This is a genomic window from Arthrobacter oryzae, assembly GCF_030718995.1.
In the GTDB taxonomy this organism is placed as follows: domain Bacteria; phylum Actinomycetota; class Actinomycetes; order Actinomycetales; family Micrococcaceae; genus Arthrobacter; species Arthrobacter oryzae_C.
On the sequence record NZ_CP132204.1, the window covers coordinates 3,982,271 to 4,006,468 of the forward strand.

The 24,198-nt window shown below is 65.9% G+C and carries 18 protein-coding genes; 12 read left to right on the forward strand and 6 right to left on the reverse strand.

Annotated elements, in window-relative coordinates; genetic code table 11:
- Positions 1 to 33: 33 nt before the first annotated feature.
- The 3 genes from polA to rpsA all read left to right on the forward strand — a co-directional run bounded on the left by polA (position 34) and on the right by rpsA (position 5,725).
- Positions 34 to 2,676 carry a DNA polymerase I gene (polA, locus tag Q8Z05_RS18265; RefSeq protein WP_305943621.1) on the forward strand — a complete coding sequence of 881 codons (2,643 nt, stop codon included), beginning with the start codon at positions 34 to 36 and terminating at the stop codon, positions 2,674 to 2,676.
- Positions 2,677 to 2,752: 76 nt separating this feature from the next.
- Positions 2,753 to 4,042: a GNAT family N-acetyltransferase gene (locus tag Q8Z05_RS18270; protein ID WP_305940976.1), complete on the forward strand. Its 1,290-nt coding sequence runs from the start codon at positions 2,753 to 2,755 to the stop codon at positions 4,040 to 4,042.
- 207 nt (positions 4,043 to 4,249) lie between these two features.
- Complete coding sequence (rpsA, locus tag Q8Z05_RS18275; RefSeq protein WP_305940977.1) at positions 4,250 to 5,725, forward strand: 30S ribosomal protein S1; 1,476 nt, start codon at positions 4,250 to 4,252, stop codon at positions 5,723 to 5,725.
- Between the two features lie 112 nt (positions 5,726 to 5,837).
- Here rpsA and Q8Z05_RS18280 read toward each other — a convergent pair whose 3' ends face one another.
- The 3 genes from Q8Z05_RS18280 to Q8Z05_RS18290 form a co-directional block, all read right to left on the reverse strand.
- Positions 5,838 to 6,266: a DUF1810 domain-containing protein gene (locus tag Q8Z05_RS18280; protein WP_305940978.1), complete on the reverse strand. Its 429-nt coding sequence runs from the start codon at positions 6,264 to 6,266 to the stop codon at positions 5,838 to 5,840.
- A 114-nt stretch (positions 6,267 to 6,380) separates the two neighbouring features.
- Positions 6,381 to 6,935 carry a GNAT family N-acetyltransferase gene (locus Q8Z05_RS18285; protein WP_305940979.1) on the reverse strand — a complete coding sequence of 185 codons (555 nt, stop codon included), beginning with the start codon at positions 6,933 to 6,935 and terminating at the stop codon, positions 6,381 to 6,383.
- Positions 6,922 to 7,620, reverse strand: coding sequence for an IMPACT family protein (locus Q8Z05_RS18290; protein WP_305940980.1), 699 nt, complete (start codon positions 7,618 to 7,620; stop codon positions 6,922 to 6,924). Before Q8Z05_RS18290 ends, Q8Z05_RS18285 begins: the two co-directional genes overlap by 14 nt.
- A gap of 22 nt (positions 7,621 to 7,642) precedes the next feature.
- Between Q8Z05_RS18290 and coaE the strand changes: the two genes are divergently transcribed.
- The 4 genes from coaE to Q8Z05_RS18310 all read left to right on the forward strand — a co-directional run bounded on the left by coaE (position 7,643) and on the right by Q8Z05_RS18310 (position 13,785).
- Complete coding sequence (gene coaE / locus Q8Z05_RS18295; protein ID WP_305940981.1) at positions 7,643 to 8,935, forward strand: dephospho-CoA kinase; 1,293 nt, start codon at positions 7,643 to 7,645, stop codon at positions 8,933 to 8,935.
- A 41-nt stretch (positions 8,936 to 8,976) separates the two neighbouring features.
- Positions 8,977 to 11,058, forward strand: coding sequence for an excinuclease ABC subunit UvrB (gene uvrB / locus Q8Z05_RS18300; protein WP_305940982.1), 2,082 nt, complete (start codon positions 8,977 to 8,979; stop codon positions 11,056 to 11,058).
- A 164-nt stretch (positions 11,059 to 11,222) separates the two neighbouring features.
- The gene (locus tag Q8Z05_RS18305) at positions 11,223 to 12,251 is read left to right on the forward strand and encodes a TerC family protein (protein ID WP_305940983.1); all 1,029 of its coding nucleotides are present in this window, start codon (positions 11,223 to 11,225) and stop codon (positions 12,249 to 12,251) included.
- A 130-nt stretch (positions 12,252 to 12,381) separates the two neighbouring features.
- Positions 12,382 to 13,785, forward strand: coding sequence for an MFS transporter (locus Q8Z05_RS18310; RefSeq protein ID WP_305940984.1), 1,404 nt, complete (start codon positions 12,382 to 12,384; stop codon positions 13,783 to 13,785).
- On the opposite strand, the gene Q8Z05_RS18315 is transcribed toward Q8Z05_RS18310, so the two are convergent.
- Positions 13,771 to 15,123 (reverse strand): alpha/beta fold hydrolase, encoded by a 1,353-nt coding sequence (locus Q8Z05_RS18315; RefSeq protein WP_305943622.1) that lies wholly within the window; start codon positions 15,121 to 15,123, stop codon positions 13,771 to 13,773. The genes Q8Z05_RS18310 and Q8Z05_RS18315 overlap by 15 nt on opposite strands.
- Positions 15,124 to 15,154: 31 nt before the next feature.
- The gene (locus Q8Z05_RS18320; protein WP_305940985.1) at positions 15,155 to 15,655 is read right to left on the reverse strand and encodes a GNAT family N-acetyltransferase; all 501 of its coding nucleotides are present in this window, start codon (positions 15,653 to 15,655) and stop codon (positions 15,155 to 15,157) included.
- A gap of 141 nt (positions 15,656 to 15,796) precedes the next feature.
- On the opposite strand from Q8Z05_RS18320, the gene Q8Z05_RS18325 reads away from it, so the two are divergent.
- Positions 15,797 to 16,615, forward strand: coding sequence for an SGNH/GDSL hydrolase family protein (locus tag Q8Z05_RS18325; RefSeq protein ID WP_305940986.1), 819 nt, complete (start codon positions 15,797 to 15,799; stop codon positions 16,613 to 16,615).
- 15 nt (positions 16,616 to 16,630) lie between these two features.
- Here Q8Z05_RS18325 and Q8Z05_RS18330 read toward each other — a convergent pair whose 3' ends face one another.
- Positions 16,631 to 19,177 (reverse strand): DEAD/DEAH box helicase, encoded by a 2,547-nt coding sequence (locus tag Q8Z05_RS18330; RefSeq protein ID WP_305940987.1) that lies wholly within the window; start codon positions 19,175 to 19,177, stop codon positions 16,631 to 16,633.
- Positions 19,178 to 19,287: 110 nt separating this feature from the next.
- On the opposite strand from Q8Z05_RS18330, the gene Q8Z05_RS18335 reads away from it, so the two are divergent.
- The 4 genes from Q8Z05_RS18335 to Q8Z05_RS18350 are packed head-to-tail and all read left to right on the forward strand — an operon-like array spanning position 19,288 to position 24,164.
- Positions 19,288 to 20,067 carry a trans-aconitate 2-methyltransferase gene (locus Q8Z05_RS18335; RefSeq protein WP_305940988.1) on the forward strand — a complete coding sequence of 260 codons (780 nt, stop codon included), beginning with the start codon at positions 19,288 to 19,290 and terminating at the stop codon, positions 20,065 to 20,067.
- 43 nt (positions 20,068 to 20,110) lie between these two features.
- Entirely contained in the window at positions 20,111 to 21,844 is a 1,734-nt protein-coding gene (locus Q8Z05_RS18340; protein WP_305943623.1) for an ABC transporter ATP-binding protein, read from the forward strand.
- Positions 21,841 to 23,787 (forward strand): ABC transporter ATP-binding protein, encoded by a 1,947-nt coding sequence (locus Q8Z05_RS18345; RefSeq protein ID WP_305940989.1) that lies wholly within the window; start codon positions 21,841 to 21,843, stop codon positions 23,785 to 23,787. Before Q8Z05_RS18340 ends, Q8Z05_RS18345 begins: the two co-directional genes overlap by 4 nt.
- Complete coding sequence (locus tag Q8Z05_RS18350; RefSeq protein ID WP_305940990.1) at positions 23,784 to 24,164, forward strand: GntR family transcriptional regulator; 381 nt, start codon at positions 23,784 to 23,786, stop codon at positions 24,162 to 24,164. Before Q8Z05_RS18345 ends, Q8Z05_RS18350 begins: the two co-directional genes overlap by 4 nt.
- Positions 24,165 to 24,198: the final 34 nt, after the last annotated feature.

Below are 24,198 nucleotides of genomic sequence, written 5' to 3' on the forward strand. Positions count from 1 at the left end.
CAGCCCCGGCTCCTGGTGCTGGACGGCCACTCCATGGCGTTCCGCGCCTTCTTCGCCCTGCCGGCGGACAAGTTCTCCACTGCCTCGGGGCAGCACACCAACGCGATCCACGGTTTCACGTCCATGCTCATTAACCTGATCAAGGAACAGAAGCCCACCCACATTGCCGTGGCCTTCGACGTCTCCGACGAAACCACCCACCGCAAGGTCGAATACAGCGACTACAAAGGCGGCCGTAACGAGACGCCCCGGGAGATGAGCGGCCAGATCGACCTCATCGACAAGGTCATGAACGCGTGGGGCATCAAAACCATCAAGCTGCCCGGCTACGAGGCGGATGACATTCTGGCCACCCTCGCCGCGATGGGGGAAAAGGCAGGCTACGAAGTGCTGCTGGTGACGGGCGACCGTGATGCCTTCCAGCTGATTACGGACAATGTATTCGTGCTGTACCCCAGGAAGGGCGTCAGCGACATTCCCCGGCTGGATGCGCCTGCCATCCGGGAAAAGTACTTCGTCAGCCCGGCCGAGTACTCCGACCTGGCAGCTCTGGTGGGCGAGACGGCGGACAACCTCCCGGGCGTGCCCGGCGTTGGCCCCAAGACAGCCGCCAAGTGGATCAACCTCTACGGCGGGCTGGAAGGCGTACTGGAACACCTCGACGCGATCGGCGGCAAGGTCGGCGACGCCCTCCGCGAGAATGTGGAGGCCGTCAAGCGGAACCGCCGGCTGAACAGGCTCCACACCGACCTGGAACTTCCGGTGACGCTGGACGACCTGGCAGAGCCGCGACCTGACCAGGCCGCCCTCGAGCAATTGTTCGACGAGCTTGAGTTCAAAACCATCCGCACCCGCCTCTTTGCCCTCTACGGCAGCGACGACGTTGACCTCGCCGAGCGGGAAAGCCTCGATGTCCCGGACTACGTCACGCCGGCCGGTGCGGCCGAGCTCAGCGTCTTCCTTGAAGCAGGCGCCGGACAGCGGTCCGCCGTCGCCGTCGACCTCGTCCCCGGACGAATCGGCGAAGACGCCGCCGCGCTGGCGATCGTCAGGGACGGCGCCGCGGCATTCATCGATCTGTCGAGCCAGGATGCGGAGTCCGAAAACGTCCTGGCGGCGTGGCTGCGCGACCCCGAAGCACCGAAGGTGATGCACGGTTTCAAGGCTGCCCTGAAGGCCCTGACTGCCCGCGGCCTGGAGCTGGAAGGAGTGGTCGATGATACGTCGATTTCCGGTTACCTCATCCAGCCGGACCGCCGCACTTACGAGCTCGCAGAGCTGGCGCAGCACCACCTCAACATCGAAATCTCCACCGCCGTTGCGAAGGCCGGGCAGCTGGAACTGGCGTTCGACGGCGATGACGCAGCCGCCGCCGGCGAACTCGTCCACGCTGCCGCCGTCGTCCAAACCCTCAGCCGCTATTTCGAGGCGGAGCTGAAGGAACGCAAAGCGGAGGAACTGCTTTCAACCCTTGAGCTTCCGGTCAGCCGGGTGCTGGCCGACATGGAGCTCGCCGGAATCGCCATCGACATGGCTCGGATGGATGAGCAGCTGGCTGACCTCGCCAAAGTCATCGACAACGCCCAGGATCTTGCCTTCGCCGCGATCGGCCACGAGGTCAACCTGGGATCACCGAAACAGCTGCAGACTGTGCTCTTCGACGAACTGCAGCTGCCGAAAACCAAGAAGATCAAGTCCGGTTACACCACTGACGCTGCTTCGCTGAAGAACCTGCTGGAAAAGACGGGCCACGAATTCCTGGTCCAGCTAATGGCGCACCGGGAATCGTCGAAGCTCCGCCAGATGCTCGAATCACTGAAGAAGTCGGTCGCCGAGGACGGACGGATCCACACCACCTACGCGCAGAACGTGGCGGCCACCGGCAGGATCTCCTCAAACAACCCCAACCTGCAGAACATCCCCATCCGCAGCGAGGAAGGCCGCCGCGTCCGTGGCATCTTCGTGGTCAGCGACGGCTATGAATGCCTCCTGTCCGCGGACTATTCGCAGATCGAGATGCGCATCATGGCGCACCTCTCGGGGGATGCCGGGCTGATCCAGGCGTACCGGGACGGCGAGGACCTGCACCGGTTCGTGGGATCCAACATCTTCCACGTCCCCACGGACCAGGTAACCAGTGCCATGCGTTCGAAGGTCAAGGCGATGTCATACGGCCTTGCCTACGGCCTGACCTCCTTTGGGCTCTCCAAGCAGCTGGAGATTTCCGTCGACGAAGCCCGGACCCTGATGAAGGAATACTTCGACCGGTTCGGAGCCGTACGCGACTACCTCCGGGGCGTGGTGGACCAGGCCAGGATCGACGGCTACACGGCCACCATCGAGGGCCGCCGCCGTTACCTCCCGGACCTCACCAGCACGGACCGACAGCTCCGGGAAAACGCGGAACGCATTGCGCTGAACTCTCCCATCCAGGGATCGGCGGCGGACATCATCAAGCGCGCCATGCTCGGCGTGCACGCGGAGCTGAAGGCCCAGGGGCTGAAGTCGCGGATGCTCCTGCAGGTCCACGACGAACTGGTGCTTGAAGTGGCCGCCGGAGAGCGTGTTGCAGTGGAGAAACTCGTCACCGAGCAGATGGGCTCCGCAGCGGACCTCAGCGTCCCGCTGGATGTCCAGATCGGTGTCGGTCCGAGCTGGTACGACGCCGGCCACTAGCAGTTTCAGGACCCGCAGGACGCCGGTAACCCGGCGTCCTGCGCGGTCATCCATTCGGTTCAAGGGGGAGCAGGACGTGGCAGACAAGTACGAGATCCGTCGTTTCAGGGCAGCTGAGAAGGGCCTGCCCGGCTATGAGCAGGGAACGGACTGGATCCAGGCCGTGGGTTTCGGATTCCACGACACCCGCCGCAACGGCGATTACGTGGACAAGATCATGGCCATGTACCGGACGGACGGACGCGAGCTGACCGGGGTCTACCAGACCGGTGCAGTGGCACAGCACTCCCTGGGCGCCCGCGTTCCGGTAGCGACGTTCGGCACCCTTCGCAGGGACCTGAATGTTGGTTACGGCCGCCAGCTCCTCACACACATGGTGACGGCAGTCACCGTGCGCGGAACACACCGGCGCCAGGGCCTCCTGCGCCGCATGATGAGCGAAGACCTCACCGCGGCGAAAGCGGACGGCCTGGCAATTGCGGCGCTGACCGCTTCCGAAGGCTCCATCTACGGCCGGTTCGGCTACGGTGTGGCAACATTTGAGCGCAGCATCAAGGTGGATACCGGGCCGCGCTTCGGCCTCCGCCACCAGCCTTCCGGAACGGTGGAAATCGCCGACCGGAAGGTGCTCCTCGAACTGGCCCCGCAGGTGTTCGAGCGCGTGCACCGCCACACCCCGGGCTCCATCGTCCGGCAGGACGCGTACCGGCAGAACATCTCCGGCACCGTGGGCCGCGACGGCAATGAAGATGAAGCAATCAAGTGCGCGCTGCACTACGACGGCGACGGAACGGTGGACGGCTACGTCTCGTACAAGTTCGCCGGCTGGGACAGCAAGCCGTACACCGTGGACGTCGTGGACCTCGTGGCCGCAACAGATGCAGCGTATCTGGAGCTCTGGCAGTTCCTTGGCAGCATTGACCTCATCCAGCGCGTCAGCTGGGCGGATGCGCCGGTGGACGATCCGCTGGTGTGGGCCCTCGCGGACCCGCGCTGCGTCGAGGCCTCCGACCATCGGGACATGCTCTGGCTCCGCATCCTGGACAGCATCGGTGCCCTTGGTGCCCGGCGTTACTCCGCCGACGGAAGCCTGGTCCTTGCTGTCGAGGACACCATGGGATTCGCTGGCGGGACGTTCCTCCTGGACGTCAGCGGCGGTGAGGCCAGTGTTTCGGCGGCACCGGCCGGGGCACAGCCGGACCTGTCGATGGACGTAGCCGATCTCGCCTCCATCTACCTCGGCGCCGTCTGTCCGGTTACGTTGAAGGCGGCCTGGCGGATTCAGGAACACACCCCCGGTGCCGCGCTCCGCGCGAGGCTCATGTTCGCCGTCGAACGGGCGCCCCACTGCCTGACGCATTTCTAGGCGGCCTTTCGGCGTGCATCCGCTTTGACCGGTGTTGGCCGCGGCGACTAGAATAAACGGGCGTGTACTACGTGCACGTATCTAGAATCCACAAATCAGGATGAACCTGGCAGAACCATGCGTTCTGCCATCACCCGCGCACTCGTCAATACGGGTGGGCGGCGGTCCGCCTGACCGACTAACTATCCACAACGGAGCCCCTACTACATGACCATCACCTCCACCGAGAAGCCCGGTACCCCCGTAGTCGCGATTAACGACATCGGTACCGCTGAGGACTTCCTCGCAGCAGTCGACGCCACCATCAAGTACTTCAACGACGGAGATCTCGTCGAAGGTACCGTCGTCAAGGTCGACCGCGACGAAGTTCTGCTCGACATCGGTTACAAGACCGAAGGTGTCATCCCCTCCCGCGAGCTTTCCATCAAGCACGACGTTGATCCCGGAGACGTCGTCTCCGTTGGCGATCAGGTCGAAGCCCTGGTGCTCACCAAGGAAGACAAAGAAGGCCGCCTGATCCTCTCCAAGAAGCGTGCTCAGTACGAGCGCGCCTGGGGCGACATCGAGAAGGTCAAGGAAGAAGACGGTGTCGTCACCGGTACCGTCATCGAGGTTGTCAAGGGTGGTCTTATCCTCGACATCGGTCTGCGCGGCTTCCTGCCCGCATCCCTCGTCGAGATGCGCCGTGTGCGCGACCTTGCTCCGTACATCGGTCAGCAGATCGAAGCCAAGATCATCGAGCTGGACAAGAACCGCAACAACGTTGTGCTTTCCCGCCGTGCATGGCTCGAGCAGACCCAGTCCGAGGTCCGCTCCACGTTCCTCAACAAGCTGGAAAAGGGCCAGGTCCGTCCCGGCGTCGTTTCCTCCATCGTCAACTTCGGTGCATTCGTGGACCTGGGCGGCGTAGACGGCCTGGTTCACGTTTCCGAGCTGTCCTGGAAGCACATCGACCACCCGTCCGAGGTTGTCGAAGTTGGCCAGGAAGTCACGGTCGAGGTTCTCGAAGTCGACCTGGACCGCGAGCGTGTTTCCCTGTCGCTCAAGGCTACGCAGGAAGATCCGTGGCAGACCTTCGCCCGCACCCACGCCCTGGGCCAGGTTGTCCCGGGTAAGGTCACCAAGCTGGTTCCGTTCGGTGCGTTCGTTCGCGTCGAAGACGGCATCGAGGGCCTGGTCCACATCTCCGAGCTGGCTGTCCGCCACGTGGAGCTGGCCGAGCAGGTTGTCTCCGTTGGCGACGAACTGTTCGTCAAGGTCATCGACATCGACCTGGAACGCCGCCGCATCTCGCTGTCCCTCAAGCAGGCCAACGAGGGTGTCGACGCCGAATCCACCGAATTCGATCCCGCTCTGTACGGCATGGCCGCAGAGTACGACGAAGAGGGCAACTACAAGTACCCCGAGGGCTTCGACCCCGAGTCCAACGAATGGCTCGAGGGCTACGAAAACCAGCGCGCCGCCTGGGAGCAGCAGTACGCTGACGCCCAGACCCGCTGGGAAGCACACAAGAAGCAGGTTGCCCAGCACGCTGCCGACGACGCTGCAGCTGCAACGTCCGGTGACAGCGATTCCGGCACCACCAGCTACTCCTCCGAGCCGGCTGCAGCCGAGACCGGTGCAGGCACGCTTGCTTCGGACGAGGCTCTTGCAGCACTGCGCGAGAAGCTGACCGGCAACTAATTTCCCGGTTCCCTGAGGACGTGATTCCTTGGGACCCAGGCAGTTAGCTAGCTGAAGGTGGCCGTCCCCCGAAAGGGGGCGGCCACCTTTTTGTTTACGCCAGCAACGTTCCTTACCGCAGCAACCGGTCGGTCGCAGGGTCCGCGCTTCCGTCGAAGTACTGGTCGAGAACTTCCTGGAACACGGGCTCGTGCGGAGCGGCGCGCAGGAACAGCGTCATGCAGGACTGGAGCTTCCGGGCATCGATCCCGCCGAAGATCCGGACGGCGCTCAGGCCGGTATGGGCGGCAACAGCCCGGGCGCATTCCAGGAGCCGCGGCCCAAGCGCAGGGTGCGCCAGATAGGCCTCCGCCTCCGCCAGCGACGTGATGGCATATTTCCGGGACGTGGGGCTCTGCCCGAGGCCGGCGATCTGCGGGAAGATGAACCACATCCAGTGGCTCTGCTTCTCCCCGTCACGAAGCTCCTGAAGGGCCCGCTGGTATGTCCCGCCAGCGTCCTGGGCGTGCACAAACCGTTCAAGGTCGAAGGGATCTTCCACCGCGGGCCTCCTCAAACTCAGCTGGACACTGTCCATTCATCCAACCACCGGACCCGGCCGCATGGCGAGGGGGTTGATGCGCGCCGCCTGGAAAGGTCCTCCTGCCGGCACAGGTCAGCGAAGGTTGATCCGCGCCGTCACCGTTGGGCTCAAACCATCCCCGGCCAGCTCGGCGCCCGCCGAACGCAGGAGTGCCTGTGCCGCCGTGTTCCCGGCGCTCGTTTCGGCCTGCAGCACGGAAGCGCCGGTGCCTCGGGCCACGGCGTGGACGAGCCTCAACGCCTCACGGCCGATGCCCTGGCCACGGAAGCTGCGGCCCAGCCACATCCCGGTTTCGAGCGACGCCATCCCCGACGGCGTGGTTCCGGCGCGCTTGAGCCGGATCGAGCCGGCCACCCGGCCGCCAAAACTGACAGCCCAGGATTTCTGGCTAGCCGGACTGTCGAGGCCGGCCGCCGCGGCGCGGTGGTAGTCGCGGAACCAGCTGATCCGCTCCTCGTTCCAGCCGGGTGTAGCGCCCAGCGGGGGAGTGACCTCGTCGGCCGCGGCATCGGTGAGGGCGAGGCCCAGCAGCGCCTCGAGGACTTGCTCGGTGACGTCGAGCAGCTCCACACTGCCGGCGAGGGGCAGCGCTTGTTCAGAATGCGGCGACGGCTCAGAAGGGGACATCGATCCATTCCGTTTCTTCCGGCCGCAGGACTGCGCTGCCTGCTGTCATCGACGCCAGGCGTTCGGCGGCCCGCTCCAGTTCGTCGGGCTGGTCGGCCAGGGCTACCCGGAGGACAGTGTCCCTGGCGCCATAGCTGGTTTCCGCCATCACGTAGCCGGCTGCGCGGAGGTCGTTCTCCAGCCGTCCGGCGGCCGCATGCGGAACCTCCACCGAGCAGATCCGCAGCCGGCTGCGCCGGACCAGCGGCGCCAGGTCCAGCGCGGAGGACACCGACTCGGAATAGGCCCGCACCAGGCCGCCTGCACCCAGCAGGATCCCGCCAAAATAGCGCACGACGACGGCACTGACGTCGCTGAGGTCCGTCACCCCGGGCACTGCCTCCCGCCGGAGGAGGGCCTCGAGCATGGGGATGCCTGCGGTTCCGGACGGTTCGCCGTCGTCGCTGGAACGCTGGATGTCCCGGTCCGGGCCCAGCACGAACGCTGAGCAGTGGTGCCGGGCGTCATGGAATTCCTTGCGCAATCCTGCCACCAGGGCCCTTGCGCCGTCTTCGTCCCCGGTACGCCGGATCACGGTGATGAACCTCGACCGCTTGATCTCCAGTTCGTGGCGGAAGTCGGGCCCCGCCGCAAGGGTGGTGTAGGCCGTGGCCCTGCTCTCGCCGCGATCCGCCTTTTCCACCACCGGTTCAGTTTAGTCTGGTGGGGTGCTGAAAATCGGGTTGACGGGCGGCATCGCCTCGGGGAAGTCAGTTGTCGCGTCGCGTTTGCGGGAGCTGGGGGCCGTGCTGGTCGACGCCGACGCCCTGGCGCGTGACGTGGTGGAACCAGGGACGCCAGGGCTTGCCCGCGTCGTGGAAGCCTTCGGGGAGGACATGCTGGGTCCCGACGGCGGGCTGGACCGGGCACGGCTCGGCGCGGTGGTGTTCGGCGACCCTGACCGGCTCGCGGTGCTCAACGCCATCATCCATCCCCTCGTCCGGGAGCGGGCCGCCGCGATGATCGATGCCGCCCCCGCCGCCGCCGCCGTCGTCGTACAGGACATTCCGTTGCTGGTGGAAACGGGCCAGGGCAGTAATTTCCATCTGGTGCTGGTGGTGGATGCACCGGATGAGGTGCGGGTGCAGCGCATGGTGGAACAACGGAAGATGACAGCGGAACAGGCGAGGTCCAGGATGGCGGCGCAGGCCGCCAGGGACATCCGCCTGGCCGCTGCGGACGTGGTCCTGGACAACTCCGGAAGCATTGATGAGCTCAGGGCCGCTGTTGACCGGCTGTGGTTCCGCCGGCTGGCCCCTTTTGCGGACAACATCAGCAAGCAGCGTCCGGCGCCGCGGGCGGGCGGGCCTGTACTTGCCCCGTCCGATCCGACGTGGGAAACCCAGGCGGCCCGCCTGGCTGCCAGGCTGGAGGCTGCCGCTCCGGCGGACATCCTGGCGGTGGACCATATCGGATCCACTGCCGTGCCCGGGCTTGATGCCAAGGACATCATTGACCTCCAGTTGACCGTTGCGGACCTGGCGACGGCGGACCGGATCGCGCCGCTGCTTGCCGCGGCGGGCTTCCCCCTCTGGCCCGGGGTGTTTGCTGACAGCCCCAAGCCGTCGCACCCTGACCCGGCGGACTGGGCCAAGCGCCTGCACGGCAATGCCGACCCCGGCCGGCCGGTCAACCTCCACGTCCGGCCCGCGGGATCGCCCGGCTGGCGTTTTGCCCTGTGTTTCCGGGACTGGCTCCGTGACGATGCTGCGGCCAGCCGCGACTACCTGGCCGAGAAACGGAGGGTTGCCGCCCTCCACAGCGTGGACAAGTCGACGGCGGGCTATGCAGCGGACAAGGAAGCGTGGTTCTCGGAGCATGCCGCCGGCCGGATGGACGCGTGGGTGCAGCGCACCGGCTGGCAGCCGCCGTCGTACGGAGCCGGTCCGGACGCCACCGGTACTCCCGGCATCACAGCCGGCCCGGCAGGCAGTGATGCCGGGAGTACCGCCCAAAGCTGAATCGGGGGCACGATGTCAGAGCCCGGCGGTAGATTAGATTCATGAGTCTTGCCCAGCAAATCAACCGCGTCGTGGCTCCGTTCGAGGTCATCAGTGAGTTCAAGCCGGCAGGCGACCAGCCGGCCGCCATCGCGGAACTGACCGAACGCATCAAGAACGGCGAAAAGGACGTGGTGCTGCTCGGCGCCACCGGTACAGGTAAGAGCGCGACGACGGCCTGGCTCATTGAGCAGGTCCAGCGTCCCACCCTGGTGATGGTGCAGAACAAGACCCTCGCCGCGCAGCTGGCCAACGAATTCCGCGAACTGCTCCCGAACAACGCCGTCGAGTACTTCGTGTCCTACTACGACTACTACCAGCCGGAAGCCTATGTGGCGCAGACGGACACCTTCATCGAGAAGGACTCATCCGTCAACGAGGAAGTCGAACGCCTCCGCCACTCCGCTACCAATGCCCTGCTGACCCGGCGGGACGTGATTGTGGTGGCCACCGTTTCCTGCATCTACGGCCTGGGCACGCCGGAAGAGTACATCGCGGGCATGGTGACGCTCCGCAAGGGGGCGGAGATGAACCGTGACGACCTGCTCCGGAAATTCGTCTCCATGCAGTACACCCGCAACGACATGGACTTCCACCGCGGCACGTTCCGGGTGCGCGGCGACACCGTGGAAATCATTCCGATGTACGAGGAACTGGCCATCCGGATCGAGTTCTTCGGTGACGAGATCGAGAACATCCACACCCTCCACCCCCTGACCGGCGAGGTGATCCGGGACGAAGAGGAGATGTACGTCTTCCCGGCCTCGCACTACGTCGCAGGGCCGGAACGCATGGCCCGGGCCATCAAGCGGATCGAGGATGAACTCGCCGAGCGGCTGCAGGTGCTGGAAAGCCAGAACAAGCTGGTGGAAGCCCAGCGGCTCCGCATGCGCACCACCTACGACCTTGAGATGATGCAGCAGATGGGCTTCTGCAACGGCATCGAGAACTACTCCTCGCACATCGACGGGCGGGCACGCGGAACTGCGCCGCACTGCCTCCTCGACTACTTCCCGGACGACTTCCTGCTGGTGATCGATGAGTCCCATGTGACGGTGCCCCAGATTGGCGCCATGTACGAGGGCGACATGTCCCGCAAGCGGAACCTGGTGGACTTCGGCTTCCGCCTGCCTTCGGCAATGGACAACCGGCCGCTAAAGTGGGACGAGTTCCAGGAGCGCATAGGCCAGACCGTGTACCTGTCCGCCACCCCCGGCAAGTACGAACTCGGCAAGTCTGACGGCTTCGTGCAGCAAATCATCCGGCCCACGGGCCTGATCGACCCCGAGGTGGTGGTCAAGCCCACGAAGGGCCAGATCGACGACCTGCTGGGCGAGATCAAGACCCGCACCGCGAAGAACGAACGTGTCCTGGTCACCACGCTCACCAAGCGCATGGCCGAGGACCTCACCGACTACCTGCTGGGCCACGGCGTGAAGGTCGAATACCTGCACTCCGACGTGGACACGCTCCGCCGGGTGGAACTGCTGCGGGAACTCCGGATGGGTGTCTTCGATGTCCTCGTGGGCATCAACCTGCTCCGGGAAGGCCTCGACCTTCCGGAGGTTTCGCTGGTGAGCATTCTGGACGCGGACAAGGAAGGCTTCCTGCGATCGTCCACCTCGCTGATCCAGACCATTGGCCGCGCCGCCCGTAACGTGTCCGGGCAGGTGCACATGTACGCCGACCGCATCACCGACTCCATGGCGCACGCCATCGACGAGACCAACCGCCGCCGCGCCATCCAGGTGGCCTACAACACCGAAAACGGCATCGACCCGCAGCCGCTGCGGAAAAAGATCGCCGACATCACCGACCAGCTGGCCAAGGAGGACGCGGACACCCGCGAACTGCTCGCCACCGCCGGGAAAACCCGGGGCAAGGGCAAAGGCGCGACCACCGTGCGCCAGGACGGCCTGGCGGCCGCACCGGCGGAGGACCTTGTGGGCCTGATCGAGCAGCTGACGGAACAGATGCACGCCGCGGCCGGTGAACTGCAGTTCGAACTTGCTGCGCGGCTGCGCGATGAAGTGGGCGAATTGAAGAAGGAACTGCGGCAGATGCAGGCCGCCGGCCACGCCTAGGGTAAAGTTGTTGTCACGTAGGGGAGTATCCCAAGCGCTACGATCGTCAACACGCACGGCATAGATGCCCTGCCGGGCGTAGCGGGCTGCCGTTTCAGCACTAAGTGCGCAGGCAAGTCGGAGAGACTTACACCGCATCTTTGTACCCTGCGAAAGGCATCCCTGTGCTCGAACTACCCGTCTGGTTCGAGGTCGGCTCACTCGTCGCCCTCGGCCTTATCCTCCTGATCGACCTGTTGCTGGTTGTTCGGCGTCCCCACGAACCTTCCATGAAGGAAGCCGGCCTCTGGGTGGCGTTCTACGTGACGCTCGCCCTGGTCTTTGCGGGCGCCATGTTTGCCTTCACAGGCCCGGAGTACGGCGGGCAATTCGTTGCCGGCTGGGTGACGGAATACAGCCTCAGCATCGACAACCTCTTTGTCTTCATCATCATCATGGCGCGCTTCTCCGTGCCCCGTAAGTACCAGCAGGAAGTGCTGATGGTGGGCATCATCATCGCGCTGGTCCTGCGCGGCATCTTCATCCTCTTGGGCGCCATCGTGATCGAGCAGTTCAGCTGGGTCTTCTACATCTTCGGTGCCTTCCTGCTCTGGACCGCCTGGAAGCAGGCCCAGGACGAGGGCGAAGACGAAGAGGACAAGGAAAACCCGCTGATCGCAAGGCTCCGCAAGGTGATTCCGATGTCGGAGAAGTTCGACGGCGGCAAGCTGCGCACCACGGTTGACGGCAAGAAGGTCTTCACCCCGATGCTGATCGTCTTCGTCACCATCGGCCTGACCGACCTGCTCTTCGCCGTTGACTCCATTCCGGCGATCTTCGGCCTGACCCAGAGCCCGTTCATCGTCTTCACCGCAAACCTCTTCGCCCTCATGGGCCTGCGCCAGCTGTACTTCCTGCTCGGCGGCCTGATGAACCGCCTGATCTACCTGAAGCACGCGCTGTCGTTCATCCTGGCGTTCATTGGCGTCAAGCTGGTCCTCCACGCAATGCACGTCAACGAACTGCCGTTCATCAACGGCGGCCAGCACATCGAGTGGGCTCCCGAGATCCCCACGTTCGTCTCCTTGGCGGTCATCGTCGGCACCATCATTGTTGCCGTGATCGCCAGCCTGGTCAGTTCCAAGGCTGCCCAGGCGAAGGTGGACGCCCGTCTCGAAGAGGACGCCCGCAAGAGCATGAGCGACGCCGAGTAAAGGTTCCGCACCGCTTCGAACACACCAGACAACCCCGGTCACCTCCAGTGGCCGGGGTTGTCTGCATGGGAAGGCCTTCCTCGGTCCGGCGGCCCTGTTTGCCCGGGCGGCCCGGGGCTATGCTCTGAAGATGGCAGACACTTCCGGGGCGGAGCCCGGCGTTAGCCACGCGCAGCGGCTTCTCCTGCAACGCCATACCGTCCAGCGGCGCACCGTCATCCTCCTGGGGTCGGCGCAGCTCCTGAGCGGAATCGGCACGGGTGCCACCGTTGCCATCGGCTCGCTGCTGGCAGTGGACCTTTCCGGATCCAGCGTCTGGGCAGGGTCCGTCGCCACGGTGATGACACTCGCCGCCGCGCTGTCGGCGCTGCCGCTGGCGTCGCTGGCCGAACGCCGCGGCCGCCGTGCCGGCCTGGTGACGGGTCTCGCGGCAGCCCTCGCCGGTATGGTGTGCATCGTCGGTTCCGTGGTCTCAGGAACTTTTGCCTTACTGCTCCTGGGCACGGCCGGCGTGGGGGTCGGCACCGCGTCAAGCCTGCAGTCGCGCTTCGCCGCCGTGGACCTCGCCGATGACGAACACCGCGGGCGCGCCCTGTCCGCCGTCGTCTGGGCGATCACCATCGGCGCCGTTGCAGGACCCAACCTCATCCAGCCCGGCGCGGTGGTGGGCCAGGCAGTGGGGCTGCCGCCCATCGCGGGCCCCTTCATCATTTCCGCCGCCGGGCTCATGCTGGCCTGCGCCCTGCTCCTTGCAGGGCTCCGCCCGGACCCGCTGCTGTTCGCGCGGCAACTCGCGGCAGCCGGGAGCCAGCCGGCCGCCGGCCTTCAGCCGGCCGTGCCACGCGGGCGGGCCCTTGGCCGGGGATTGCGGGCGGCCCGCAGCTCGCCGGCCGCCGTCCTGGCGCTGTCCGCCGTCGTGGGTGCCCATGCTGTCATGGTGGGCGTGATGTCCGTGACGCCGCTGCACCTTCAGGAACTGGTGGCCGGCCCCGGCACCGCCACCCATGCGGGGCACGCGGCCTCCGGGGACGTCCTGGTGATCATTGGCTTCACCATCTCGCTGCACATTGCCGGGATGTTCGCGTTGTCGCCCGTGTTGGGGTGGCTGACGGACACGGCAGGCCGGAAGCAGACGATCCTCCTCGGGTTCGTCCTGCTGCTCGCGGCAGTGTCCGTCGCCGGCCTGGGACAGAGCTCCACTGCCGGAGTCGCCGTCGGGCTGGTTCTCCTCGGACTCGGGTGGTCTGCAGCAACGATCGCAGGATCAACGCTCCTGGCTGAAAGCGTCCGCCAGGAAGACCGTGTGGTGGTGCAGGGCGTGTCGGACATGCTGATGGGAGCAGCCGGCGCGGTGGGCGGCGCCATCTCCGGCGTCATCCTCAGCTGGGCGGGCTACCCGGGCCTCAACCTGGCGGGAGGACTGGTTGCCGGAGCTGTCCTTGCGGCAGCCGTCGTCGCGCTCCTGCCCGGGCGGGCAGGAGGCCTTACGGGCAGGATGTCCCGAACCGCCCGGGGCCGCTCACTTGCGGACTGAGCGCACCATTCCCAGCAGGCGGCCGAAGATGCCTTCGCCGTCGTCCGCAATGCCGTCGTGGTGGAAGTCCGCTGTCTCCCACACCTGGAGCCCGCGCACCGCCGAGGCCGTTTCGAGCGAGAGGTCCCGGTCAACGTAGATATCCTCGCTGTACACCGCGGCGGCAACGGGAACCGTGTTCGCAGCCAGCCGGTCCGGGTTATACAGCGGCTTCCAATTAGGCTTCTCCGCCAGCAGCTGCGCAACGTTCCCCAGCGGACGCAAGGCCGGATCCTGTTCAAAATACCAGGGGTAGACCATTTCGCCGGTCAGTAACGGCTCGGCGGCCTCCGGACGGAACTCCGGGAAGTCCTGGAGCACCCGCAGCGCTGCCCAGTCCGTCGCCTCGCCCTGGCCATAGATCGATTCATGCATGAGGGCATACAGCGGGTTCCCGGCACGCGTGACAAGTCCACGGACCTGTTCCAGGAAGGCGTCCGAGAGGCGCTCCCCGTCGGGCGTCGCCACAAAGGCGTCCTCAAGCAGGTGGTGCAGGGTGTCCACGCGCGTATTGCCGCCGAGGAACGACCCAACCATCTGGAAGCGCTCCACGGTGAGCCGCCCGCCGTCGGGCAGGTACTCCTCCGTGTCACGAAGGTGCCGTGCAATCCGGCTCACGGCGGCGCGGTCCTCGGGATAGGCGGCGAAGTATTCCGCGTTGCGGGCGGCGACCCGGCGGTAGGTAGCCTGGTACACCCTGTCCGCAGGACCGCGGAGCGGCGCGAGTCCGCCGGTGATGAGCGCCTCGCGCAGACCCTCCGGGGCGAAGGAGAGGTAGCTGAGCGCGCAGAAGCCGCCGTAGCTTTGGCCGTAGATGGTCCACGGGGCGGACCCGAGGGCATGCCGGATCGCTTCGGCATCAGCCACAATCGAGTCCGCGCGGAAGTGCGTCAGGTACTCCAGCTGGTCCGCATCATTCCCGCGCAGAGGGAGCGTGTTGCGGTCGATCGGCGTGGACAGCCCGGTCCCGCGCTGGTCCAGCATGAGGATGCGGAAGTCCTTCGCCGCCGCCTTGCTCCAGCCGCCGAGCGAGGGAAGCCGGTTGCCGCGGCCTCCGGGGCCGCCCTGCAGGTAGAGCAGCCACGGAAGCTCCGCGGCTTCCTCCTCGCTGTGGTCGGCCGAGACGTATTCACGGGCAAAGACGGTGATCGTCTCCCCGGCGCCCGAGCCGCCACCGAAGTGGTCCAGCGGCACCTCGAAAAAGTGCTCAGCCGTGCGCATCCGGCGGTATTCGTGCCGCGCCCTGACGGTATGCGGGACGGCCGGCGCGGTGGTGCCGGCGGCCGCGGCCTCCAGCATTCCCACGGCGGCCAGTCCGGTCATCGGAAGATCAGCCAAGGACCTGCGCCTGACGGGCGGTGCCGAAGGACTCAAGGGCTTCCCCGGTCAGCCGGAACGTGGACCACTCCTCCATGGGGAACGCGCCCAGCTTCTTGTAGAAGTTGATGGACGGTTCATTCCAGTCGAGGACGCTCCACTCGACGCGCGCATAACCGTGTTCGACGGCGGTGGCGGCCAGGTGCTGCAGCAGTGCCTTGCCGTGGCCCTCGCCCCGTGCCTCCGGAGCCACGTAGAGGTCCTCGAGGTAGATGCCGTGGACGCCTTCCCACGTGGAATAGTTCAGGAACCAGAGCGCAAAGCCCTGGACGTCACCGGATTCGTTCTCCGCCATGGCGGCATACACCCGCGGATGATCGCCGAAAAGTACCGCGGTGAGCATTTCCGGTGTGTTCCGGACGGCGTGGGGTTCCTTTTCGTAGACGGCCAGGTCGTGGATCATCTGCAGGATGACGGGGACGTCGTCTACGGTGGCTGGCCGGATTACACTCATGATGGGGTTCTCGTCTCTCCCTGCTGGAGGGTGTGTTTTGAAGCTCGGGCTTGATGTCCACTCTACTGAATCCTGCCGCCCTGCCGCTCGATGCGGGGGGAGGCAACCGGCGCCCACACTACTACCCACCGGCGGTGAGCTATGAACGGCCAGAACGGAGTGCGCACCCCGGCGAAACTCCTGCTCATCGTGGTGCTGGTAGTGGGAGGTGCCGCGCTTGCCGGCGGGGCGCTTTTTCAATGGACCGGCCCGCGTCCGGATCCGGTATCACCAGCATCCGCTCCGGCGGGGGCCGTGCCGTCGCCAGCATCCGCTCCGGCGGGGGCCGTGCCCCTCACCGACCTCCGGGCGCTGGTCAGCGGTCCCGGGGCGCTGACCATCAGCGTCCTGGGGGACTCCACCGGGGATGAACCGGGCGAATGGGTCGACTTGTGGGCCCGGGACCTGGCGGCACGCGGAACCGTTACCCTCCACTTCTGGGACGCGGCCGCAGGCAACTGGGATGCGCATCCCACGGTGTACCCGGGTCCTGATCGATCCATCACTGTCTGGAACGGTTCCCGGGCAGGCGCCTCCTACGGCTATCCGCTCGAACACCTGCACCGGATCCAGCCCTCGCGGCCTTCGTTCACGGTGCTCAATTTCGGGCACAACCCGTACCCGGACCGGGCTGACGAGGGGGCCGCGGAGCTTCTGGCGGCTTCTGACGCCAAGTGGGCCGCGCCGGTTCCGGCAGCAATCGTCCTGCAGAACCCTTCGTTGGGAATGTGGCAGGAGCAAACGGCGGGCAGTGTGTCCGCGCTTCGGGGCTGGGCGCCGGGGGCGGGCTACCCCGTGATCGACGTCAACGAAGCGTTCCGGGCACGTGGAGGCCTGCCTGGCCTGCTGGCGGACGACGTCCATCCGAATCCAGCAGGGCAGCGGCTGTGGGCGGACACAGTCCGTGCCGCCCTGGGTTGATGGCCGGAGCCCCGGTCAAAGCCTGTTGACGTCGGTCACCCGCACCACAGCGGTGCCGGTCTCATCCGACGCCGCCAGGTCCACCTCCGCAGAGATCCCCCAGTCGTGGTTTCCGGCAGGGTCGGCAAAAATCTGCCGGACCTTCCACATACCAGGTTCCTCGGTGATGATGAGCAGGCCCGGTCCGCGGGCGTCCGGACCGGTTCCGATGTCGTTGTGTTCGTCGAAGTAGTCGTCCAGGACGTCCTCCCAGCGGTCGGCATCCCAGCCGGTGCCGCCGTCGAGCTCGCCGAGTTCCGTGGCAGCCTCATCGGCGAAGAGTTCCACGCGCCGGAACATTTCGTTCCGGACCATCACCCGGAACGCCCTGATGTTGGAGGTCAGCGACGGCGGCGGAGGCGGGGGAGCGTCGTGCGGTGTCGGGGCGGCGCCGGAGGTGAGCTCCTCCCACTCGTCCAACAAGCTTGAGTCCACCTGCCGGACCAGCTCACCGAGCCAGGCAATGAGGTCCTCGAGGTCTTCCCGCAGGGCATCCTGCGGGACCGTCTGGCGCAGCGCCTTGAAGCCGTCGGCCAGGTACCGCAGCACGATGCCTTCGGAACGGGCCAGGCCATAGAACTGGACGAATTCGCCGAAGTTCATGGCCCGCTCATACATGTCACGGACCACGGACTTGGGAGCGAGTTCGAAGTCGCCCACCCACGGCGCTGCCTTGCGGTAGACGTCGAACGCTTCGCCCAGGATTTCCGCGAGCGGCTGGGGATAGGTGACGTCTTCCAGCATGGCCATCCGCTGGTCGTACTCGATGCCGTCTGCCTTCATCGCAGCGATGGCTTCCCCGCGGGCCTTTTTCTGCTGGGCCGAGAGGATCTGCCGGGGCTTTTCCAGCGTGGATTCGATGACGGACACCACGTCAAGGGCGTACGACGGCGACTCCGGATCAAGGAGTTCCAGTGCCGCCAGCGCAAACGGCGAGAGCGGCTGGTTCAGCGCGAAGTTGGCCTGCAGGTGGACCGTGAGCCGGACGGTCCTGCCGTCGGGTCCCTGTTCCCCGGCCGGGATCCGTTCCACCACTCCTGCGGCCAACAGTTCCCGGTAGATGCCCAGCGCCTTTTTCATCAGCTGCAGCTGTGAGCTGCGTGGTTCATGGTTTTCCGTGAGCAGCCGCCGGGCGGCCTTGAACGGGTCGCCGGGCCGTTCCATCAGGTTCATCAGCATGGCGTGGGTCACGGTGAAGCTTGACGTCAGCGGATCCGGCACCGAGGAAACCAGGCGGTTGTAGGTGGGTTCACCCCAGGACACGAAGCCCTCCGGCGGCTTCCGCTTGACCACCTGGCGGAGCTTCTTCTGGTCGTCCCCGAACTTTGCAGTGGCCTTGGCCATCGCCTTGACGTTCTCGATCACATGCTCCGGGGCCTGCACCACCACGGTGCCGGCGGTGTCGTAGCCGGCCCGTCCGGCGCGGCCTGCGATTTGGTGGAACTCGCGGGAGTTCAGCAGCCGGGTGCGGACGCCGTCGTACTTGCTGAGGGCGGTGAGCAGGACCGTGCGGATGGGCACGTTGATGCCCACGCCCAGCGTGTCGGTGCCGCAGATGACCTTGAGCAGGCCGGCCTGGGCCAGCTGCTCCACCAGCCGGCGGTACTTCGGGAGCATGCCCGCGTGGTGGACGCCGATGCCGTGGCGGACCAGCCGGTTGAGGGTCTTGCCGAACCCGGCCGCGAAGCGGAAGCCCGCAATCAGCTCGGCGATCTTGTCCTTCTCCTCACGCGTGCAGACGTTGATGCTCATCAGGTTCTGGGCGCGGTCGATCGCCTCCAGCTGGCTGAAGTGGACCACGTACACCGGGACCTGCCTGGTGGAGAGCAGCTCTTCAAGGGTCTCGTGGACCGGCGTCTGCTCGTAGTAGTAGTGCAGCGGAATCGGACGTTCAGCGGAACTGACAGTCGTCGTCGGGCGCCCCGTCAGCTCGGTGAGGCCGGCCTCGAAGCGGCTGACATCGCCCAGCGTTGCGGACATCAGCAGGAACTGGGCCTGCGGCAGCTCCAGAAGCGGCACCTGCCAGGCCCAGCCGCGCTGCGGGTCGGAGTAGAAATGGAACTCATCCATGATCACCGCGCCCAGATCCGCACCGGCCCCCTCGCGCAGGGCGATGTTGGCGAGGATTTCTGCAGTGCAGCAGATGATCGGCGCGTCCTGGTTGACGCCTGAATCACCGGTAATCATCCCCACGTTTTCGGCGCCGAAGATTTCGCACAGGGCGAAGAACTTTTCCGACACGAGTGCCTTGATGGGCGCCGTGTAATAGCTGCGATCTCCCCGGGCCATCGCCTGGAAGTGCGCGGCGATTGCCACCAGGGACTTGCCGGAGCCTGTCGGAGTAGCCAAAATGACGTTGTCGCCGGACGCCAGCTCCATGATGGCTTCGTCCTGCGCAGCGTAGAGTGACAGCCCCCGGCTTTCGGTCCACTCGACGAAGCGGGTGTACAGCTCGTCCGGATCGTGGGCCGTCCCGCTGGAGGTGCGTTCGGCCGGGACAGGGAGCTGCTCAACGAGTTTCATTGCTTTCAAGCTTAGTGCCCGCCGCCAATGGGTGGTTCTTCCTTGGTCGCGGGGCCGGCCGGGGCTAGGCTCGGCCTGACGGCAAGAGCACGAGCCATTGGAGGGCGTCTTTGAAATGGGATCCTGCGAAGTACGTGGAGTTCGGGAACCACCGCGACAGGCCGTACTTTGACCTCACGGCGCGCGTCCATGCTGACAATCCGCGCCACGTGGTGGACCTCGGTTGCGGGCCCGGCAACCTGACAGCCACGCTGGCCGAACGCTGGCCCGCTGCCGAGGTTGTCGGCATCGACTCGTCCGCCGAAATGCTGCGCCAGGCTGAAGACCATACGGCGCAGTACGCGAACCTTTCCTTTGCGCTCCGGAACATTACCGAATGGATGCCGTCGGACCTGACGGATGTGGTGGTGACCAATGCGGCCCTCCAGTGGGTCCCCGGGCACACCGGGCTGCTGGCCGGCTGGCTGGAGGCACTCAGGCCGGGCGGCTGGTTCGCCATGCAGGTTCCCGGCAATTTCGGTTCTCCCTCCCATGCGCTGATGAGGCAGCTTGCCGAGTCCGGCCGCTGGAAGGAAGCGCTCGACGGCGTGCTGCGCCACGATGACGCTGTCGCCGAGCCCGCCGAATATCTGAACATCATGCTGGACGCCGGCTGCGACGCCGACGCCTGGGAAACCACCTACCAGCAGGTGCTTCAGGGGCCGGACCCGGTGCTCGAGTGGGTCAGGGGAGCAGGGCTGCGTCCGGTGCTTGCGGCGCTGGCGCCGGAAGAGGCTGCGGAATTCGAAGCCGAATATTCGGCGCTGCTCAGGGACGCCTACCCTGCCACCGCCCACGGCACCATCTTTCCGTTCCGGAGGACCTTCGCAGTCGCTCGGAAACGGGCCTGAGAATGCCGTCACTGCGGGGGGAGGTGCGGTGCTCCGGGGCCTGATGCTGCGGCTGCTCGCCACGCACAAACCGGCGGTGCTGGCCATCGTGGTGCTTCAGCTCGTCCAGACAACGGCCAATCTCCTGCTGCCCACGCTCAATGCCTCGGTGGTCGACGACGGAATCGTCAAGGGTAATACAGACCTCATTCTTCGGCTGGGCGGCTGGATGGCTGCAATTGCCGCTGTCCAGGTAACTGCTGCGCTGGCCGCGGGATACCTCAGCGCCAATGTGGCCATGAAGCTCGGCCGCCAACTGCGCCTGGAGCTTTTCGCGAAAGTCCAGACGCTGTCCTCCCAGGAAGTGGCGATGTTTGGTGTGCCAAGCCTGGTCACACGTGCCACCAACGATGTGCAGCAGATCCAGGCGCTGGCCGTGCTGGTTTTCACCATGCTGGTGGCGGCGCCTGCGATGGGGATCGGCGGTGTTGTGCTGGCCCTGAACCAGGACGTGGCCCTTTCCGGCATCGTGGTGGCCATCGTGCCGGTGCTGGCGCTCATTATGTACGTGATCGTCCGCCGGCTGGTGCCCCTGTACCGCGAAGGGCAGGTCCTCGTCGACCGCATCACCAGCGTGTTGCGGGAGCAGATCATCGGCGCCAACGTCATTCGCGCCTTTGTCCGCCAGGCACACGAGGCGCGCCGGTTCGCCGTCGTCAACCGTGACCTGACCCGGAACAACCTGCAGTCGGCGCTGCTGGTGGCAGGAATGCTGCCGCTGATCATGATCGTGGTTAACCTGTCGTCCGTGGGCGTGGTGTGGTTCGGCGGCCACAGGATCCAGGCCGGGGAAATGCAGATCGGCGCACTCACGGCGTTCATTGCCTACATCCTGCAGATCCTCATCGCCATCATGATGGCGATGTACGTTCTGACGACCGCTCCCAGGGCCGCCGCCTGCGCGGAACGGATCCGGGCCGTGCTGGAGACCCGCCCGGCCATCGCGGATCCGCCGGTTTCCCGTTCGGGGCTGCCCCACGGGCGGCGCGCACCCGGCGGCACGGTGGAATTCCGGGACGTCACTTTTTCCTATCCCGGAGCTGAGGCGCCGGTGCTGGACCGCATCAGCTTTACGGCTTCGCCGGGCACCATCACCGCCATCATCGGTTCCACCGGCAGCGGAAAGTCAACACTGATCAACCTGTTGCCCCGGTTCCTGGACGCCACCGCAGGGGACGTCATGATCGGCGGGCATAACGTCCGCTCGCTTCCGCTTCATTTCCTGCGGGACAGCCTGTCGCTGGTGCCCCAGCGTGCCTATCTCTTTGCCGGCACCGTGGCCGAGAACCTGAGGATAGCCGCCCCCCATGCCAGCGACGAGGACCTCTTCCGCGCGCTGCGTACCGCCCAGGCGGAGGACTTTGTCCGGGAACTGCCGCAGGGACTCAACAGCGCCGTCGGCCAGGGCGGTACCAACCTGTCCGGCGGACAGCGCCAGCGCCTGTGCATAGCCCGGGCTCTGCTGCGCGACGCTCCGGTGTACCTGTTCGACGACAGCCTCTCGGCGCTGGACTATGCCACGGACGCCCGCCTCCGCCAGGCGCTCGCCCCGCTCACGCGCCGATCCACGGTGATCATCGTGGCCGAGCGCATCGCCACCATCCTTGATGCGGGCCTCATCCTGGTGCTGGACCAGGGCAGGCTCGTTGCCCAGGGGACGCACGCGGAACTCATGCGCACCTCGACGGTGTACCAGGAAATCGCCGCCTCACAGCTTGCGCTGGGAGGCAGTCTATGACCGAAAGCACGACGGCGGCGGTCGCCGGCGGCGGACCTGTCGCCGGTGCCTGGGCCACCGGCCGGCGCCTCCTGGGACTTCTGGGGCCGGTCAAATGGCGGATGCTCGCCGCCGTGGCGGCCACGTGCGCGTTTGTGGCCCTCAACGTGACAGCGCCCAAATTGCTGGGTGACGCCACGGACGTCGTCGTCGACGGGGTCTTTGGAGGCACCTTCAGCGAACAGGAGCTGGCCTCCCTGCTGCTGATCGTGGCAGTGATGTACCTCGGGGCGTCTGTTTTTAGCTGGGTGCAGGGCGCCGTCACCGCGACGGCGGTGCAGCGGGTGAGCTACCGGTTGCGGGCCGCCGTGGAGGACAAACTGCCGCGCCTCCCGTCTGCGCATTTCGACGAGCAGCGCCGCGGCGATGTCCTCAGCAGGGCCACCAACGACGTAGACAACATTTCGCAGGCCCTGAACCAGCTGCTGAACCAGCTGATCCTGTCCGTGCTGATGCTGTTCGGCGCACTGTCGATGATGCTCTGGCTGTCACCGTTGCTGGCGGTCATTGCGCTGGTGACTGTGCCGTTTTCCGCGCTCGTCACGGTCCTCGTGGCGCGGAAGTCCCAGGCGCATTTCTCCAAACAGTGGAGCACCACGGGCGAACTCAACGCGCACCTGGAGGAGTACATCACCGGCCACGAGGTGCTCAAGGCTTTCGGCCGGCAGGGGATGGCCACCGAGACCTTCACCAACAGCAATGACAGGCTGTTCCGGACCAGCGCCCGCGCACAATACGTCTCCGGGGCCGTCCAGCCCCTGCTGGTGTTCGTCTCCAACCTCAATTACCTTGCCGTGGCCGTGGTCGGGGCCCTGCAGGTCACGGCCGGCGCGATGACCATCGGCGGAGTCCAGGCCTTCATCCAGTTCAGCCGGCTCTTCAGCCAGCCCATCAGCCAGATCGGCGGCACGGTGACGCTGATCCAGTCCTGCATCGCCTCAGCCGAGCGCGTGTTCGCACTGCTCGACGCGACCGAAATTCCGCCGGAGAGGGTGGCACCCGGGCAGGCGGACCCGGTTCCGGGGGAGTCGGTGCAGGGGGACCCGGTGCAGGGGGAGCCGGTGCCTGGGGAGCCGTCAGGCGCCCTCAATCCAGGAACCGAAATCGACCAAACCGGAATCACCCGAGTCGGGGTTGCCGGCGGCCGCGTGGTGTTCGACGCCGTCACCTTCGGTTACAGCAGTGAAGCACCCGTGGTCCATGAACTGTCCTTCACCGCCGAGCCGGGCCGGACCGTCGCCATCGTGGGCCACACCGGTGCAGGCAAAACCACCATGGTGAACCTGCTGATGAGGTTCTACGAGCTGGATTCCGGCCGGATCACCATCGACGGGGTGGACATAACGGAATGCTCGCGGGATGAGCTCCGGTCCATGATCGGGATGGTGCTGCAGGACGCCTGGGTGTTCACCGGCACCATCAGGGAGAACATTGAATACGGCCGCCCCGGTGCGAGTGACGCGGACATCCAGGCCGCGGCCGAAGCCACGTTGGTGGACCACTTTGTCAGGGCCCTGCCGGACGGCTACGCGACAGTGTTGGGCAACGACGGCGACAGCCTAAGCCACGGCCAGCGCCAACTGATCACCATCGCCAGGGCACAGCTGGCCGGCCGCAGCATCCTGGTTCTGGACGAGGCGACGAGTTCGGTGGACACGCGCACTGAGGTGCAGATCCGGCGCGCGATGCTGCAGCTGAGGCAGGGCCGGACCAGCTTTGTGATTGCCCACCGTTTGTCCACCGTGCGGGACGCTGATCTAATTCTGGTCATGGACCACGGACGAATCGTTGAACAAGGGAACCACCACCAGCTGCTCGCAGCCAACGGGCACTACAGCAGGCTCTGCGATGCCCAGTTCGCCGGCAAGGAAGAGGCCTTGCGCGCAGGGGAGTCCGGGCTGTGAGCGGTGTGAACGAATTTCCCGGGACCTGGAAGCCGAACCAAGGCAGTTCCGTGCCGCTCTTCGAACAGTTGCGCCTGAACATCATCGAGCGGGCGGACAGCGGCGTCCTTGCCCCAGGCACCCGCCTGCCGGCGGTTCGCAGCCTGGCCACCGCCCTGGGCGTGGCTCCGCACACCGTGGCCCGCGCATATAAGGAACTGGAAGCGGCAGGAGTCGTTGCAACCCGCGGCAGACACGGAACCATCGTCTGCGCCAGGGACGAAGCCTGGTCCTCGCTGAGTGCGGCGGCGGCAGAATTCGCTACCGCGGCCAAGGCCCAGGGCGCCAGCTTCGCCGAGGCGGTCCAGCTGTTGGCGGCGGCCTACGACGCCGAATAGGCGGCCGCATGGAAATTCGAAGAAGTTTTCGATT